We start from the raw sequence: 16,410 nt of genomic DNA on the forward strand, positions 1-16,410 counted from the left end.
CACTCCCTATGCCTTGCTGCGAGGGGTTTGTGCCCGAGTCCGTCCCCGGTCGGTCATTTGATCGCCGGTGCGGTCGTGCCGTCGACGATCGCGTCGCCCGCGACGGTGTTCACCGCGTCGCCCGCGACGGTGTTCACCGCGTCGCCCGCGACGGTGTTCACCGCGTCGCCCGCGACGGTGTTCACTGCGTCGCCCGCGACGGGGCTCGAGTCCGCCGCGGCCGCCAGGACCGGCAGGTCCGTGGTCTCCTTCTCGCCCAGGACGATCGGGCGTCGAGCGTAGAACCACCACGTGACCGCCGCAGCCACCACGTAGAAGATCAGGAAGACCCAGAAGGCCTGTGTCGCAGACTGATTCGACTTGTAGCTGCCCCGCAGGACCAGGTTGATACCGACACCGCCCAGGCCGCCGGCGGCACCCGCGATGCCGATCAGCGCGCCCGACATGCTGCGCGACCACGTGGACTTGCCGAAGGCGGTGAGACCGGTGCGCGACTGCGCCTTGTGCTCCCAGATGGTCGGGATGATCTTGTAGACCGAGCCGTTGGCGACACCCGAGAGCAGGAACAGCAGGATGAAGCCGGTGATGAAGGCGGCCAGCACGCCGCCGGTGATGACCTTGCCGTTGGAGTCCGCCGACATGCCCGCGACCACCAGGATCGACGCGGCCGCGGCCATCGCGACGAAGCAGTACAGGGTCACCTTGCCGCCGCCGATGCGGTCGGCGAGCTTGCCGCCGTAGGGGCGGGCGAGCGAGCCGAGCAACGGGCCGATCCAGGCGATCTGCGCGGCGGCCAGGGCGGGCTTGGACGCGCCGGCCGAGGTGAAGCTGATGTTGAGGACCTGGCTGAACGCGAATCCGAAACCGATGAACGAACCGAAGGTGCCGACGTAGAGCAGGCAGATCAGCCAGGTGTCGCGGTACTTGAGACAGTCGACCATCGCCTTGCCGCTGGCCGTCTGGTGGTCGAGATTGTCCATGTAGAGCGCTGCGCCGACACCGGCGACGGCCAGTGCCACCAGGTAGATCGCGCACACGATCTCGGGCCGGTCGGCGAAGAGCCAGATCACCAGCAGGCCGATGACCTGGACCGCCGGGACGCCGATGTTGCCGCCGCCGGCATTGAGGCCGAGCGCCCAGCCCTTCAACCGCTGCGGGTAGAAGGCGTTGATATTGGTCATCGACGAGGCGAAGTTGCCGCCGCCGAACCCGGTGATCGCCGCGACCGCGAGGAACCAGCCGAAGCCGAACTCGCCGGGGTTCATCATCAGCACCATCGTCATCACGGTCGGGACGACCAGCACGAAGGCGGAGAAGATGGCCCAGTTGCGCCCGCCGAACCGCGCGGTGGCCTGGGTGTAAGGGATGCGCAGGCACGAGCCGACGAGGGTCGCGGTCGCCGCGATGACGAATTTCTGGTCCTGGCTGATGCCGTACTGAGGACCCATGAACAGGGCCGTCACCGAGAACAGGGACCAGATCGAGAATCCGATGTGCTCGCAGATCACCGACCAGACGAGATTGCGCTTGGCGATCTCGGCGTTGCCGTCGTCCCAGGCGACGCGATCCTCGGGATCCCAGTCGGTGATGGTGTGGTCACGTGTGAACTGCGCTTTGAGGTCTGCGAAAACCATGCGTCCCCGTCTTCCGTGGCTTGGTGGTCACTGCACGTGCAGTGCGCCGGCGATGCGACTCGACGACCGGGTGCGGCCGTCGATGCGCCGCCGACACCGATGTCGTGCGACTCGCCACCAAGCATGTGGGGAGCGTGTTGCGGGCATTTGCGGTCACGTGACCTCGCAGTCACGTTGTCCTCACTTCGCCACGCGGGCCCTGTGAGAACTCACACGAACCCGAAATACCCGCTGTGAGCTGGGATTATACCAGTAGACGCACCAGCTCGACCACGCGCTGCAGACCGGGTAGCGCCCCCGAGGTCGAGCGCGGGTGCAGGGCGTGGACGGCCAGCCGGAACATGGTCGCCCGCAGCATCATCTGCGGCCACTCCGGCTGATCGGACCAGCGGTCGATGAGTTCGGCGTCGGCGCCGCCCCACGCGAGGGCGTCGACCACCGCGACCGCCGCCGCCCACGGGGCGGGCCGCCAGTACGGGACGATGTCGGTGATGCCCGGCGCCGCGGCACCGGCGAACAGCACGGTGCCGAACAGGTCTCCGTGGACCACCTGGGAGGGCAGGTCCACCGGCTTGCGCAGCTTCGCGAGCGTCTTGAGCATCTCTACGCTCTGCACGCCGTCCGGCGAGGTCGGTTCGGCCATCCCCGCCGCCCGCGCCGACCGCAACGGCACGTCCTCCCACGCGGCGCGGTCGGCGGCGGTGAAGACGTCGACGTCGGTGTGCGGCGGGGCCGGCGGCTGCAGCAGGAATCGCGGGCGCTCGAGCGAGGCGAGGGCCTCGTGGAGGCGGTCGGCGACGAGGACGACCTCGTCGTGGCGGGGCTCGGGGTTGCCGGCGATGTAGGTGTCGGCCCGCCACCCGGACACGACGTAGCGGCCGTCGGTGGCGCGGAACGGGCGCGCGATGCGCAGGCCCTCGACGTACAGCGTCTCGCGCACCGAGGCCGACCAGGCGGCACGGGCGTGATCGGGCACCAGCGACAGCACGACCTCACCGACGCGCCACCCACCGATCCAGGAGTCGCCGAGGGCGACAGGTGGATGCGCGGTGAGCCCGAACGTGTTCAGCACGTGTACGGGCGGCTCGACGGTATTCACCAGGCCAGATTAGCGAGCGCCCGGCGGCGAGTGGACGAGGCACGCGGTGTCGCGCGCGAATCGCCTCAGTAGACGGGAAGGGTCTTGTCCACCTGATTCGCCCAGGCCGTGACCCCGCCCTGCAAGTGCGTCGCGTCGGCGAAACCGGCGCGCTTGAGAGCCGCGAGCGCCTCCGCGGACCGCACCCCGGTCTTGCAGTACAGGACCGTCGGACGGTCGTGCGGGATCTTCGCCAGACCCTCGCCGGAGAGGATCTCGCCCTTGGGGACGAGTGTCGCGCCGTCGATGTGGACGATGTCCCACTCGACGGGTTCGCGCACGTCGATCAGGGCCAGCTTCTCCCCCGCGTCGATCTTCTCCTTGAGTTCGACGGCGGTGATCGTCGACCCTGCCGCGGCCTCGGCGGCCTCGTTGGAGACGACGCCGCAGAAATCGTCGTAGTCGATGAGCTCGGTTATGCGCTCGCGGTCGGGGTCCTTGCGGATCCGGATCGTCCGGTAGGTCATGTCGAGGGCGTCGTAGACCATCAGGCGGCCCAGCAGCGGCTCGCCGATGCCGCAGATGAGCTTGATGGCCTCGGTGCCCATGATCGAGCCGATCGACGCGCAGAGGATGCCGAGCACGCCGCCCTCCGCGCACGACGGCACCATGCCGGGCGGCGGCGCCTGCGGGTAGAGGTCGCGGTAGTTGATGCCGCGGCCGTCCGGCGCGTCCTCCCAGAACACCGACGCCTGCCCCTCGAAGCGGTAGATCGAACCCCAGACGTAGGGCTTGTGCGCGAGCACCGCGGCGTCGTTGACGAGGTAGCGGGTCGCGAAGTTGTCGGTGCCGTCGAGGATCAGGTCGTACTGCGAGAACAGCTCGACCGCGCCTTCCGGTTCGAGGCGCTGGTCGTGGATGTTCACCGTGACGAACGGGTTGATCTCGAGGATGGAGTCCCGCGCGCTCTCTGCCTTCGGGCGTCCGATGTCGGACTGCCCGTGGATGACCTGGCGCTGCAGGTTCGACTCGTCGACGATGTCGAACTCGACGATGCCGATGGTGCCCACACCCGCCGCGGCGAGGTACAGCAGCGTCGGCGAGCCGAGTCCGCCGGCGCCGATGACCAGCACCTTGGCGTTCTTCAGCCGCTTCTGCCCGTCCATCCCGACGTCCGGGATGATCAGGTGACGGCTGTAGCGGGCCACCTCTTCATTGCTCAGCTCCGCCGCGGGCTCCACCAGCGGTGGCAGCGAACCGGTCACCGGACCTTGTGACACCTGACGCCTCCAGAAAATGGTTGTACACGTGACGACTGGGTCAACCACCCCGACGCGGCGCGCATTCCCGGACCGGCGCGCGTTCCTACTTGGTGGGGAACGGCCACGGGTTCGGTCGGCACACGAAGGATCGGTTGGCCTCCATGTCCGGGTCCAGCGCCATGATCTCGGAGTTGGCGACGCCGAAGGACTGCTGCATCATCACCGGGGCCAGCGCCCCGTTCTCGCGGCACGGCTCGTGGTCGGCGTAGCCGATGCCGTGGCCGACCTCGTGGTTGACGAGGTACTGGCGGTAGGCGATGTCGTCGCCCTGGTAGGACAGCGCGCCGCGGACCCACCGCGCCTCGTTGAGCGCGACCCGCGCCTGCGGCGGATAGAAGCACGACGTCTCGAGTTTGATCTGATATCCGCACAGCTCGCGCGTGGTGCCGGGTGAGACGAGCGTGATCCGCAGGTCGGGTTCGCCGCGGTCGATGCGCCGGAAGCTGACGCGCCCGTCCCCTATCCAGCTACGCGGGTTGGCCAGCGTCGTGTCGACCATCTTCGCGAAGGTCGGGTCGCCGCCGTAGTCCTGCGGATTCAGTCCGTTCTCCACCTCGACGGTGTAGGTGTACTCCTGGCCGCCGGTGCCCACCTTCTCCCCGGCGCCGCGGAGCACGCGGAAGGTCTTGCGGCCCTGCTCGGTGAACGGTCCGCCCTGCGGGAGCGTGCCGGCGGGAAGCGCCGCGGCCTGGATGTCGCCGGCCGGCGCGCCGATCGGCCGGGTCTCGGTGCTGATGTCGGTGTTGCGGGCCGCCGAGTCGGGGTTCACCGCCGCGGTGTCCGCGAGACCGTCGCCGCCTGCGTCGCGGACGGTCACCACGATGAGGGCGATGGTCAGGACGATGAGGACCGGGATGGCGTAGGCGCGCCAGCCGTAGGTCGAGACGAATCGGCCGAGCGCCGACTGCTTCTTGTACTCGGGTTGGGAGTCGCGATCGACGCGGGGGCGACCGCTGTCGTCGGTCGGGTCCCAGCGCGCGCGAAGCGGCTGGTCCGGCCTCGGCCGTCCCGACGGTCTCGGGCCGGCATCCTTGGTGCGAACCCGGCCCGTGTCCGGGGCGGGGCCACCCTCCTGAGTGCGGCTCACGGACCTACTTTCTCACAGCGCACCACCGATACTGCGGAGGAAGGTCTCCCGAGTAGTCTCTTGGGCATGTCGACCGCAACCAACGCGTCCGCCGTTCCCGGGCGCAGTACGCGCCTGCCCCGCAGCGCACGGCGCATGCAGTTGCTCGACGCTGCCAGCGAGATCTTCGTCGAGCGCGGCTACCACGCCGCCGGCATGGACGAGATCGCCGTGCACGCGGGAGTGAGCAAGCCCGTCCTCTACCAGCACTTCCCGTCCAAACTCGACCTCTACATCGCCGTCGTGGACTCCCATGCCGAGAAGCTGGTGAACGACGTCAACACCGCGCTGCGCACCACCACCGACAACCACCAGCGCGTGCGCGCGGCGGTGCAGGCGTTCTTCGACTTCATCGACCAGGACAACTCCGGCTACCGCCTGATCTTCTCCTCCGACGCCTCCGACCCGGCCGTGATCCGCCGTGTCGAGGGCGCCACCGAGGCCTGCGTCGACGCGGTGTACGGACTCGTCATGCACGACTCCGGCCTCGACCCGTACCGGTCGCGGATGCTGGCCTCGGGCCTCGTCGGCGCCAGCCAGGTCAATGCCCGCTATTGGCTCGAGGCGAAACGGCCGGTGGACAAGCAGACCGCGGTGGAGACCACCGTCGCCCTGCTGTGGGGCGGCCTGTCCGGCTTCCCGCGGCAGAACCCCGCCCGGTCCGATGCCGAGCCGAGGTCGGATGCCGCCGACACCGGCGCCGAGGCCTGAACCGCACCCGCCGGCACACGACGAGGGCCCTGCACCCGATCGGTGATCGTTCACCGGATGGGTGCAGGGCCCTCGTCGTGTGTCATCGGGCGGCGGCCGTCGGCGGGCCGCCGGCGCGTCAGGAACCGAATCCGACGCGGCGGTTCTCCGCGGCTCCGACCTCGACGTAGGCGATCTTGGTCACCGGGACGATGTAGCGGGCGCCCCGCTCGTCGACCAGGGTGAGCAGCTCCTTGCTGCCGCCCAGTGCCGCCTCGACCTCGTTGTAGGCCTCGTCGCTGGTCAGCGGCGTCGCGACAATCAGCTCCCGCGGGCTCTCGGTGATGCCGATCTTCACTTCCACGGCCATGTGCGGCCCTCCTCGAGTCTGGAACAACGCTTGCCGCACAAGGCTAGTCCAGCCGACCGGGTGGCACTCACCGGCTCCGCTGTCAGCGAAAAGCGCCGAGGAACCTCGTGCGGGCGGGGCAGGTCAGGCGAGTCCGAGATCGGCCATGCGCTCGGCGTGCTTGGCGGCCACCGCGTCGAAGAAGGTCGCGATGCCCGACAGCGACGACGCCCCGGAGAAGAGCAGGTCGGTGACCTCCTCCTCGGCGGCAAGGACCCACTGTGCGTGGGTGATCGCCTCACCCAGCAGGCGCCGGCCCCAGAGCACCAGGGGCGACTTCAGCGACGGGTCCCGCTCGACGGCGGAACGGACCTGCTCGCGCGCGAACTGCGAGTTGGCGGTCTCGGCCATGACCTCGGCCACCACCGAGCGGGAGTCGGTGGGGAGGGTGTCGGCGAGTTCGACGTAGAAGTCGGCCGCGAGGCCGTCGCCGACATAGGCCTTGACGAGGGCCTCGTACCAGGTCTTGGGGGTGGTCGCGCGGTGGTACTGGTCGAACACGGAGCGGTAGCGCTCCACGGCCTCGGCCGCGGTGAGCCCGGTCATCGCCTCGACGCGTTCGGCGAGCCGGTCGAAGTGCTCGACTTCCGAGGCCGCCATGCGCGCGATGGCGATCTTGCTCGGCACGTCGGGGGCCATCGCGGACTCCTCGATGAGCCGGTGGAAGGCCGAGAACTCGCCGGCGAGCAGCACCGCGAACAGCTTCCCGACCGCTCGATCCTGGTTCTCGATCGCGACTACCGGGTTCTGTTCAGAGGGGTCGGATGCAGGCGCCATGAGGTGATGGTAGCGGCCCGGCATACCAAGTACACTCGGTGTCGGTGCACTCCGACGGGACCCCCCGGCGCCTGCCCGCGTAGCCACGTGATCCCACGTGTTCGCCGGAGCGAGCGTGTGGATGCGGCCGTGTGGATGTGATGGAGACCACTCGCGAACGTCGCGGGAACAACGAGTCCGTGTCGCGACACCCCGGCCGAATCCCCGGTGCCACTACGACATTGCGCGCGCACTTTCGAGCTTTCCTCGTGCGCGCAGGAACCAACCGTGCGCGCAAGAGACTGGCCAGAAAGGCAACAACCGCACATGACCGATTCGTCCGTGCAGACGACCATCGTCGACGACACCCACACCGCCCCCACGTTCGCCGAGCTCGGCGTCGACGAGCGTATCGTCTCGGCCCTCGCCGACGACGGCAAGACCCAGACCTTCGCGATCCAGGAGCTCACCCTCCCCCTCGCCCTGCAGGGCGACGACCTCATCGGTCAGGCCCGCACCGGCATGGGCAAGACCTACGGCTTCGGCATCCCGCTGCTCCACCGCCTGGCCAACGCCGAGGCGTCGGGCATCCGCCCGCTGGACAACACCCCGCGGGCGCTGGTCATCGTCCCCACCCGCGAGCTGTGCATCCAGGTCACCAGCGATCTCGAGATCGCCGCCCGCAAGACCGACGTCACCCTGGCCGACGGCACCAACCGCATGCTGAAGATCACCTCGATCTACGGCGGGCGCCCCTACGAGTCGCAGATCGCCGAGCTGCAGTCCGGCGTCGACGTCGTCGTCGGCACCCCGGGCCGCCTCCTCGACCTCGCCCAGCAGGGCCACCTGGTCCTCGGCAAGGTGGCGATCCTCGTGCTCGACGAGGCCGACGAGATGCTCGACCTCGGCTTCCTGCCGGACATCGAGCGGATCATGGCCGCCCTGCCGACGCCGCGCCAGACGATGCTGTTCTCGGCGACCATGCCGGGCCCGATCGTCACGCTGGCCCGCACGTTCCTGCACCGCCCGACCCACATCCGGGCGGAGAACGCCAACGACTCGGCGGTGCACGACCGCACCACCCAGTTCGCCTACCGCGCGCACGCCCTCGACAAGGCCGAGCTCGTGGCCCGCATCCTGCAGGCCGAGGGCCGCGGCGCGACGATGATCTTCACGCGCACCAAGCGCACCGCGCAGAAGGTCGCCGACGACCTCGCCGAGCGCGGGTTCAAGGTGGGCGCGGTCCACGGCGACCTCGGCCAGGTCGCGCGTGAGAAGGCCCTCAAGAAGTTCCGCGACGGCAGCATCGACGTGCTGGTCGCCACCGACGTCGCGGCGCGCGGAATCGACATCGACGACGTCACCCACGTCATCAACTACCAGTGCCCGGAGGACGAGAAGACCTACGTGCACCGGATCGGCCGTACCGGTCGCGCCGGGCGCACCGGCATCGCGGTCACGCTCGTCGACTGGGACGAGCTGCACCGCTGGGAGCTGATCGACAAGGCCCTCGGCCTGGGCATGCCCGAGCCGGTGGAGACCTACTCGACCTCCGAGCACCTGCGCGCGGACCTGAACATCCCCGAGTCGGCCACCGGCCGAGTCGTGGCCCCCAAGCCCGAGCGCGACCCGAGCGAGGTGCGCGAGTCCCGCGAGGAGCGCGCTCCCCGCAAGCGCTCCAACCGCACGCGGCGTCGCACCCGCGGCGGCCGGCCGGTCGACGCCGATGCCAGGTCCGGCGAGTCCGCCGGCACCGAGGCCGCCCACGGCACCGACAAGCCCGAGAAGTCGGAGAAGGCGGAGAAGGCCGCCGACGCGAAGAGCGAGGCCGACGGCGCCGAGTCCGGTGGCGAGGGCGGCACCAAGCCGCGCCGTCGTCGCCGTCGTCGCGGCGGCCGCAAGCCGGCGGGCGAGCAGGGCGGCTCCGGCGGCGATGCGACCCCGGTGGCCGCACAGTCCGCCTCGGCAGCCGCCGAGTAGCCCAGCCCGCGCGTGGCACGCGTCCGACCCGAGCGGCGACGGCCCATCGACCTGGTGATCACCGCGATCATCGTCGTGGCCGTCGCCGTGCTCTGTCTGATCGCCTGGATCGTCAGCCCGGTTCGCGCCACCCAGAGCGCCCAGGCCGCCTCCGAGCCGCCTCCGGTCGTCTCGGCCACCGCGGTCCCCGAGCGCTTCGCGGCCCGGTGGAGCGCCGGGTCGGACGCGACCGTCGCACCGGCGGTCGGAAAGGCGCTCGTGGTCACCGGTGACGGCGGCACGGTCGTCGGCCGCGATCCGCGCACCGGGGACGAGGTCTGGTCGTACTCGCGGGATCTGGATCTCTGCGCGGTGGACACCGCCTGGACGTCGAGCGCCGACACCGTGCTCGCGGTGTACCGCAACTCGCGGGGCTGCTCGGAGGTCACCGCGCTCGACGCGGCCACCGGCGCGCGCCGAGGCGCCCGCACGAGCGACGCCGACGAGGAACTGCGTCTCGTCAGCGACCACGGCTACGTCGTGGCCCGGGGTCCGCAGCGCCTGGAGACCTGGGGATCGAACCTCGTGCGCGGCATCGAATACGGGCGCGTCGTGGCACGGGTGCGCCCCGAGGACGATCCGCGGCGGCAGGACTGCCGGTTGTTCTCGGCCGCGATCAGCGGTGATCGCCTGGCGGTCGTCGAGCGCTGCGCGGGCGACCCCGGTTACCGGCTGACCGTCCTCGGCGCCGTCCTCGACGACGAGGAACGGGTCCGCGAGTATGGCTCCTCACTCATCACCGGCGACGTGAACGGCCCGCCCCCGGTGCTGATCGCGATGTCGTCGTCGGGCATCGCCGTCTACGACGGCGGGGTGAACCCGGCCGAACCCCCGTCGTTCGGCGACGACAGCGGCCCGACGATCCGCCGCTTCGACACCGACGCGGTGGCGGTGGGCACCAACACGGTGGCCGGCGACGCCTCCCCACCGGCGAACAGCGTGCCCATCGAGAGCGACGGCGTCGTGACGTACTGGACCGGCAAGGCGACGGTCGTGCTCGACGCACAGAGCCTGCGGCCGATCTACCAGGTCCCCGGCGCGCTCGGGCCGGGCCAGGTGATGGCCGGGCAACTCCTGCTCCCCAGCGTGGCGGGCATCAGCGTGCGCGACGTGGCCACCGGCCGCGAGGTGCGGTCGATCCCCCTGCAGCGCAGTTCTCCCCCGGACGGCGTCGTGAGCCTGAAGGTCGTCGGCGACACCGTCGTCGAGCAGCGTGGACGGACCGTCGAGGCGTTCGGGCCGGCCTGAGCGCCCGGCGCTCCTCGGGGCCGCGGCACCGGACGGGTCTCGCGGCGTCGGCACCGCCGACCGGTCAGGACTGCTGGGCAGTCAGATCGTAGGTGCGCACATCCTCGCCCGCGTCCCAGTGCTTCCAGAGGTTCTCGGCGAGCGCACGGTAGGCGGTGGCGCCCTTGTTCTTGCGGCCGCGCATCACCGACGATCCGGATGCGGAGGCCTCCGCGAACCGCACCGTGCGCGGGATCGGCGGATCGAGGACCGGCAGGTCGTACCGGTCGGAGACGTCGGAGAGCACGTCGCGGCTGTGCGTGGTGCGGGCGTCGAAGAGCGTCGCCACCGCGCCGAGCATCTTCAGGTTCGGGTTGGTGATCTGCTGGACCTCGCGCACCGTGCGCAGCAACTGGCCGACACCGCGGTGTGCGAGGGTCTCACACTGCAAGGGCACGATCACCTCGTCGGCCGCGGTCAGCCCGTTGAGCGTGAGCACGCCCAGCGACGGCGGGCAGTCGACGAGGATGACGTCGAAGTCCTCCGCGACCTCGGCGAGGGCCCGCTTGAGCGCGTATTCGCGGCCGGGTCGCATGAGGAGCAGGGCCTCCGCCCCGGCGAGGTCGATCGTCGCCGGCAGCAGGGTCACCTTGTCCTCGGTGTCGAGCAGGACGTCGGTGATCTCCTCGTCGCCCAGCAGCACGTCGTGGACCGAGGTCTCCAGCTGGTCTGGATCGTGCCCCAGCGAGAAGGTGAGACACCCCTGCGGGTCCAGATCGACGACGAGCACCGACACGTCGAGGTCGGCGAGCGCTGCTCCGAGGGACTCCACCGTGGTGGTCTTGGCGACCCCACCCTTCTGGTTGGCAATCGCGAGGATGCGCGTCATGCGCCCTACTGTACGGGTGACCGCTCCACGATCGCCCCTCGACAGACGACCGTGTCCGTTACGAGCGGGTCAACTCGGACGCGTCAGAGATCCGGGTCGGACTCACCGGCGAGCCAGCGGACGGACGGGCCGCTGAAGAGCATGACGAGCACCGTCGCGGAGACGAGCGCCATCGGCACCGCGACGACGGTGATCCCGCTGGTGTAGAGGTAGTACGCGACCGGCAGCAGCAGGATCTGCGCCACCAGCGCGATCGAGCGCCCCCAGCGCCGCCCGGCCCACAGCGCGATGCCGCCGACGAGCACGCCGCCGAAGATGATGCCGAACCAGGCCGCCGTGCCGTATCCGCTGATGGCGGTCTCCTCGTGGCCGGCGAGTGCGCGGATCACCAGGACGATCGCCACGATGACGCCGATGAGGCCCTGGACGGAGGTCACCGCGCCGGCGATCTTGATCTGCCTCGGCGGGGCCGGATCCACGGACGACGCCACCGGGGAATGTTCCGGGGCGGTCTCGTCCTTCTTCCGGCGATCCTTCTCCGTGCTCACCCGACCCAGGGTATTGGGTGCCGGTCCGGCCGCGATCGGCACTCCCCGCGGCGCACGCCCGCCCGGACTCGCGGTGGGCGGGTGACACCGGCGTTTTGTCAACCCATATCCTCGGGAGTCGTGCGCGTCATGCTCATCGTCAACCCGTTCGCCACCGCGACCAGTCCGGCGGGGCGTGACGCCCTCGTCCACACCCTCGGCGCGCACTTCGACCTCGACGTCGAGCTCACCACGCACCGCGGCCACGCCTTCGAGCTCGCAGCCCGGGCAGCGGCCGAGGGATTCGACGCGGTGGTCGTCCACGGCGGCGACGGGTCGGTGAACGAGGCGACCAACGGGCTGCTCGATCCCCCGGGGACATCGGACCCGTCCACCGCCCGCCCCGCGCTCGGGGTGATCCCGGGCGGGAGCGCCAACGTGTTCGCGCGAACCCTCGGCGTCGACCCCGACCCCCTCTTGGCGACGCAGCAGATCATCGACCTCCTCGACGCCGGCCATACCCGCCGGATCGGGCTCGGCCACACCGACGACCGATGGTTCCTCTTCAACGCCGGCATGGGCATCGACGCGGTCGTGGTGCACGCGATGGAGGACAAGCGCCACGCCGGCAAGGCGGCCACCCCCGCCCGGTATCTCTGGACGACGGTCAGCAGCTTCCTCCGCCACGCCGGGAGTGCGGCGACGTTCGACGTCGAGATCCCCGGCCACGACCGGATCACCGGCGCGCGCTTCGGCTTCGTCTCCAACACGAGTCCGTGGACCTACCTGGGGCCGCGCGAGATCCGCACCAACCCGGGCACCGGCTTCGACACCGGCCTCGGCGTCTTCGTGTCCACCTCGACCGGCGTGCTCCGCAATCTCCCGCTGGCGACTCGCCTTCTGGCACAAGCAGATCCGAAGGCCGGCCACCTCTATCGCGAGGACGACGTCGACGAGGTCCGGTTCGTCGCGGAGACGCCCATCGACGTCCAGATGGACGGCGACTACATCGGCGCCTTCCGCGACATCCGCTTCCGCCACCGACACGACGCGCTCACTGTCATCGCTCCCGCCGACGCCAGGTAGGGCACCAGGAGATACGGGACGGCGGCGAGCGCGAACAGCACCGGAGGGTCGAACCGGACCGAGCCGGCCGCCCAGGCGGCGAACGCCAGGAGTGCGACGAGTTCCTCGCCCATCCCGGCGAGGGAGGTGACCGTCGCGCGCGACTCCGAGTCCAGGCGGTCCTGCAGCGCGGCCTCGGCGACCACCAGCGCCCACCCGAACACGCCGAATGCGACGGCCACCCCGACGACGCCGGCCGGATGCCCCCACAACGACACGACGACGAGGACCGCGGCCGCGAGCGCCACCCCCGGACCGATCGCCGCCGGGCGGCGGAAACGCCCGGCCGCGAGCGCCCCGCAGATGTCACCGACCGAGACGACCACCATCAGCAGGGCCACCGTCTGCGGCGCGGCGACGCCCTCATCGCCCCCGGCGGAGGCGGCGCCGGCGGCTCCCGTGACGAAGGAGCCGACGAGCAGCGGCAGGTACTCGTCGAGCGCCCCGACCCAGGTCAGCGCGACAACGAGCAGCAGGAGCCGACGGACGACGGGCCGGCCCCGTAGGCTCCGGACACCGCTGCCGATGATGGCGCGGACGCCCGGGTCCGGATCGGGGCCCCCGCATTCCGCGGATTCCTCCGGGCCGCGTCCATCGGGCTCGGACCGTCGGCGCCGCGACTCGGGCAGGGCCGCCGAGGCGAGGGCGCAGAGGACGCAGGAGACGACGCCCGCCACCCCGGCGGCCGTGTAGCCGCCCCACTCGAAGAGCGGCGCCGCGAGCGCCGTGCCCGCGATGACGCCGACCGCGGAGGCCGCCCGCATCGCCCCCGCGAAACGGGCGTAGTCGCCCGCCCGCCCCTCGGCATCGAGTTCGTCGTAGACGAGCGCCTGCGCCGTCCCGGACCGCAACGCGCCGCCGATGGCCCAGAGGACGAACCCCGCGGCGAAGGAGGCGAAGGACGGGACGAAGACCCACAGCGCAAAGCCCGTGCCGGTGACGCAGGGACCGAGGATCATCGGCCACCGACGCGAGAACCGGTCGGCGAGCACCCCGGTCGGCACCTCGACGACGACGGTCGACGCGGACCAGAGAGCGAACAACGCCGAGATCTGCGCACCGGACACTCCGGCGCCGGGCACTGTCGGATCGGCGAACAGGAGTGCGTACAGCGGATAAAGAGGGATCAGGTCCTCGAAAAGCGCTGCACCCGTCGCGGCCGGCCAGAGGCGCCGCGAGCGGGCCCCGGACCCTGCTTCGAGGTGTGGCCTGGATCAACATCGTCGGAACATGTGACCCACTATACGCACACGATCCGGCCTGGTCACCAGCCGATTTTCGAGACAGAAGGGCTCTACCTGCAGAAACCCATCGACACCGCCGTTGCGGGACGCGTAGGTTACTACACGGGCAGCAACCCCGCTGTCCATACCCCCCTCGGGGTTCCTGCGAGCCGGAGTGGTAGGCGCTCGACGTGATGTTGCCCACGTGTTAACCAAGAACCATTGACTTCGGCTGAATTCGTGAAAGTATTCACAAGCAACAGCGCGGAAACATTCGGTGCGCCCGCGTGAATTGTGAGTAACAGCCAACAAGCAGCAAGCAACCAACTGACGATGTGGTGCGCTCAGCCGCGCCTGAAGGAGTAGTGGAATGGACTGGCGTCACAAGGCCATCTGTCGCGACGAGGATCCGGAGCTGTTCTTCCCCGTGGGAACCAGCGGTCCGGCCATCGCGCAGGTCGCCGACGCAAAGCTCGTCTGCGCCCGGTGCCCCGTCACCGCCGAGTGCCTGTCCTGGGCCCTCGAGACCGGCCAGGACGCGGGCGTCTGGGGCGGCATGAGCGAGGACGAGCGCCGCGCGCTGAAGCGCCGCACCGCTCGCACGCGCACCCGGAGCAGCGTCTAGGCTCATCGAGCCGGTCACGACCGGACTTCGAAGAAACCCGGCTCCGGCCGGGTTTTTTCGTGCCCTCGTCCCCGGTCCCTCGGCCCCGGCCCCTCGGCCGGCGTGCAACCGCGCGCGACACCACTTCCGCGAACCACCGTGATTCGCAGGAGTATTCGTCACCCGCGAAGCGGGATGTCCACGGCCACTTCGGTTCCCGGACCCTCGGGATTGGGGCGGATGTCGAGTTCGCCGCCGAGCTCGATCGAGACCAGGGTCTTCACGATCTGCAGCCCGAGGTGATCCGAGGTGCCTAGGTCGAAATCCTCGGCGAGACCGGAGCCGTTGTCGCGCACCATTATCCGCAGGTGCCGGACATCTCGCTCGGCGATCACGGCGATCTCGGCGTCCGGCCTCGGCTCCCCCGGGAAGCCGTGCTCCATGGCGTTCTGGATCACCTCGGTGAGGACCATCACCAGCGGCATCGCCAGTTCCGCGGTGAGCACCCCGAGGCGATCCTGGTGGCGCACCCGCACCGGCGACTCGCTGGGGGCCACGTCGACGAGGATCGGAACGAGCCGGTCGACCACCTCGTCGAGATCCACCTCCTCGTCGACGCTCCCGGACAGCAATTCATGCACCAGGGCGATCGAGGCGACACGACGCACGGCCTCGTTGAGCGCCTCGCGGGCATCGGAGTTGGAGGTGCGTCGGGCCTGCAGGCGCAGCAGCGCCGACACCGACTGCAGGTTGTTCTTCACCCGGTGGTGGATCTCCCGGATGGTCGCGTCCTTGCTGATCAGCGCCCGGTCACGCCGCTTGACCTCGGTGACGTCGCGGATGAGCACCACCGAGCCGGACACCTCGCCACGCGGCCGCAGGGGGACCGCGCGGATCAGCACCGTCGCCCGTCGCGCGTCGGCCTCCACACGCATGCCCACGTCGCGGTAAGGGCCGGCGGGAACCTCGATCGCCCCGGCGGCGATGTCGAGCATCATGGCGACGTCGTCGGCCTCGAAGGGCTCGGTGATCAGCTGCTTGACGACGTGGGACAGCCGCGTGTTGCTGAGTTCGGCCGTCCACCCCATGCGATGGAACGCCGACAGCGCGTTGGGGCTGGTGTAGGTGACGACCCCGTTGCGGTCGAGCCGGATGAATCCGTCACCGGCGCGCGGCGTCGACAACCCGCGCGGATTGCCCTCCTCTTCGGGAAAGGTCCCGTCGGCCACCATCTGGCACAGGTCGTCGGCGGAGTCCTGGTAGGCGAGCTCCAGCGGCGACGGCAGTCGCGGGTGGGTGAGGTCGACGGCGCGGGTCAACACCCCGATCGCGCCGCCGTCGAAGCCCACCGGAACGGACTCCCGCCGCATCGCGGTCGCGCCGAACCAGGTGGGGTCCTCGTCGCGCAGCACGCGGTCGGACTCGAAGGCGCGCAACACCTGCGGATGCGCCGTCGTGTCGATGACGCGACCCACCTCGTCGGTGGGGAACACGGTCGACGCCGTGTTCGGGCGACACTGGGCGACGGTGACGACCGCTCCCTCGTCGGTCCGCACGGACAGCAGCAGGTCCGCGAAGGACAGGTCGGCGAGCAGCTGCCACTCGGCGACGAGGCGCTGCAGGTGGGCCGCCGCCGCGTCGGAGAGGGTCGTGTGCTCGGCGAGGAGGTCGGCAAGGGTCGACATGGTGAGGCTCCGGTTCCGCGGGTCTGCGCGGCGGCTAGGTGTACTGACCCGGAACGTTAGGTACAGAGTTCGGCGAGTCGACGTGACATAGGGAAG

The 16,410-nt window shown here is 70.2% G+C and carries 15 protein-coding genes; 5 read left to right on the forward strand and 10 right to left on the reverse strand.

Annotated features, from left to right (window positions below):
* Positions 1–53 precede the first annotated feature (53 nt).
* From E1P53_RS07115 to E1P53_RS07130, 4 genes are all read right to left on the reverse strand, one after another.
* Positions 54–1,634 carry an MFS transporter gene (locus E1P53_RS07115; protein ID WP_131733859.1) on the reverse strand — a complete coding sequence of 527 codons (1,581 nt, stop codon included), beginning with the start codon at positions 1,632–1,634 and terminating at the stop codon, positions 54–56.
* A gap of 244 nt (positions 1,635–1,878) precedes the next feature.
* Positions 1,879–2,733, reverse strand: a complete 855-nt coding sequence (locus E1P53_RS07120; RefSeq protein ID WP_006899736.1) for a TIGR02569 family protein — start codon at positions 2,731–2,733, stop codon at positions 1,879–1,881.
* Positions 2,734–2,798: 65 nt separating this feature from the next.
* Positions 2,799–3,977 carry an adenylyltransferase/sulfurtransferase MoeZ gene (gene moeZ / locus E1P53_RS07125; protein ID WP_181371876.1) on the reverse strand — a complete coding sequence of 393 codons (1,179 nt, stop codon included), beginning with the start codon at positions 3,975–3,977 and terminating at the stop codon, positions 2,799–2,801.
* A gap of 100 nt (positions 3,978–4,077) precedes the next feature.
* Positions 4,078–5,121, reverse strand: coding sequence for a DUF3152 domain-containing protein (locus tag E1P53_RS07130; protein WP_131733860.1), 1,044 nt, complete (start codon positions 5,119–5,121; stop codon positions 4,078–4,080).
* Between the two features lie 66 nt (positions 5,122–5,187).
* Here E1P53_RS07130 and fasR point away from each other — a divergent pair, with 66 nt between their 5' ends.
* Positions 5,188–5,871, forward strand: coding sequence for an HTH-type transcriptional activator FasR (fasR, locus tag E1P53_RS07135; RefSeq protein WP_131733861.1), 684 nt, complete (start codon positions 5,188–5,190; stop codon positions 5,869–5,871).
* 118 nt (positions 5,872–5,989) lie between these two features.
* Here the strand turns inward: fasR and E1P53_RS07140 are convergent, their stop codons facing one another.
* A complete protein-coding gene (locus tag E1P53_RS07140; RefSeq protein WP_109239339.1) occupies positions 5,990–6,220 on the reverse strand; it encodes a DUF3107 domain-containing protein in 231 nt (76 codons plus the stop codon).
* 123 nt (positions 6,221–6,343) lie between these two features.
* Positions 6,344–7,036, reverse strand: coding sequence for a ferritin-like fold-containing protein (locus tag E1P53_RS07145; RefSeq protein WP_109239340.1), 693 nt, complete (start codon positions 7,034–7,036; stop codon positions 6,344–6,346).
* 306 nt (positions 7,037–7,342) lie between these two features.
* Here E1P53_RS07145 and E1P53_RS07150 point away from each other — a divergent pair, with 306 nt between their 5' ends.
* Together E1P53_RS07150 and E1P53_RS07155 are read left to right on the forward strand one after the other, a co-directional pair.
* A complete protein-coding gene (locus tag E1P53_RS07150; RefSeq protein WP_131733862.1) occupies positions 7,343–8,995 on the forward strand; it encodes a DEAD/DEAH box helicase in 1,653 nt (550 codons plus the stop codon).
* A gap of 12 nt (positions 8,996–9,007) precedes the next feature.
* A complete protein-coding gene (locus tag E1P53_RS07155) occupies positions 9,008–10,282 on the forward strand; it encodes an Rv3212 family protein (protein ID WP_131733863.1) in 1,275 nt (424 codons plus the stop codon).
* Between the two features lie 64 nt (positions 10,283–10,346).
* On the opposite strand, the gene E1P53_RS07160 is transcribed toward E1P53_RS07155, so the two are convergent.
* Positions 10,347–11,150, reverse strand: a complete 804-nt coding sequence (locus E1P53_RS07160; protein ID WP_006899728.1) for a ParA family protein — start codon at positions 11,148–11,150, stop codon at positions 10,347–10,349.
* Between the two features lie 83 nt (positions 11,151–11,233).
* Entirely contained in the window at positions 11,234–11,698 is a 465-nt protein-coding gene (locus tag E1P53_RS07165) for a hypothetical protein (protein WP_131733864.1), read from the reverse strand.
* A 129-nt stretch (positions 11,699–11,827) separates the two neighbouring features.
* Between E1P53_RS07165 and E1P53_RS07170 the strand changes: the two genes are divergently transcribed.
* Complete coding sequence (locus E1P53_RS07170) at positions 11,828–12,763, forward strand: diacylglycerol/lipid kinase family protein (RefSeq protein ID WP_181954834.1); 936 nt, start codon at positions 11,828–11,830, stop codon at positions 12,761–12,763.
* On the opposite strand, the gene E1P53_RS07175 is transcribed toward E1P53_RS07170, so the two are convergent.
* Complete coding sequence (locus E1P53_RS07175; protein ID WP_181954835.1) at positions 12,682–13,902, reverse strand: MFS transporter; 1,221 nt, start codon at positions 13,900–13,902, stop codon at positions 12,682–12,684. The genes E1P53_RS07170 and E1P53_RS07175 overlap by 82 nt on opposite strands.
* Before the next feature lie 493 nt (positions 13,903–14,395).
* Here E1P53_RS07175 and E1P53_RS07180 point away from each other — a divergent pair, with 493 nt between their 5' ends.
* Entirely contained in the window at positions 14,396–14,650 is a 255-nt protein-coding gene (locus E1P53_RS07180; RefSeq protein WP_006899723.1) for a WhiB family transcriptional regulator, read from the forward strand.
* Positions 14,651–14,808: 158 nt separating this feature from the next.
* Here E1P53_RS07180 and E1P53_RS07185 read toward each other — a convergent pair whose 3' ends face one another.
* The gene (locus E1P53_RS07185) at positions 14,809–16,314 is read right to left on the reverse strand and encodes a sensor histidine kinase (RefSeq protein WP_131733867.1); all 1,506 of its coding nucleotides are present in this window, start codon (positions 16,312–16,314) and stop codon (positions 14,809–14,811) included.
* Positions 16,315–16,410 lie beyond the last annotated feature (96 nt).

The sequence above is a fragment of the Gordonia paraffinivorans genome (assembly GCF_900683595.1).
Taxonomy (GTDB): Bacteria; Actinomycetota; Actinomycetes; order Mycobacteriales; family Mycobacteriaceae; genus Gordonia; species Gordonia paraffinivorans.